This window comes from Bacillus sp. Au-Bac7, assembly GCF_021341655.1.
Taxonomy (GTDB): domain Bacteria; phylum Bacillota; class Bacilli; order Bacillales; family Cytobacillaceae; genus Niallia.
The window spans coordinates 1-330 of the sequence record NZ_JAJTTG010000061.1 but is presented as its reverse complement, the minus strand read 5'-3'; the positions used below and the strand labels follow the sequence as shown (position 1 = coordinate 330).

The window sequence follows — 330 nt, the reverse complement described above, 5'->3', positions numbered from 1 at the left end:
TATATAGAAAACCGAACAGATAGTGAAAAAGCTCTATTTGTAACGGTCCGAGCTCCACATCGAATGAGCATTGCACAGATGAGATATGTCATTAAGCAGATATCCAGAAGAGCTAATATTAATAAGTGTATACACCCACATCAGTTAAGACATAGTTACGCCACCACTTTAATTAATAATGGAGCACCATTAGAAGTAATTCAAAATCTAATGGGCCATGAAAAAAGTGAAACTACTAGGATATATGCTTATTTAAGTGGTCAATTAAGACGTGAACTTTATAATAAGTATTTCTAAAAGAACTGTAGGGAATTTACAGTTCTTTTTTTA

Annotated in this window: 1 protein-coding gene; it reads left to right on the top strand. The window is 32.7% G+C overall.

Features of this window, described 5'->3' with window-relative positions:
- Positions 1–297, top strand: a 297-nt coding sequence (locus LXM54_RS27765; RefSeq protein WP_233319567.1) for a tyrosine-type recombinase/integrase, incomplete at its 5' end; no start/stop codon positions are given.
- Between the last annotated feature and the right edge of the window lie 33 nt (positions 298–330).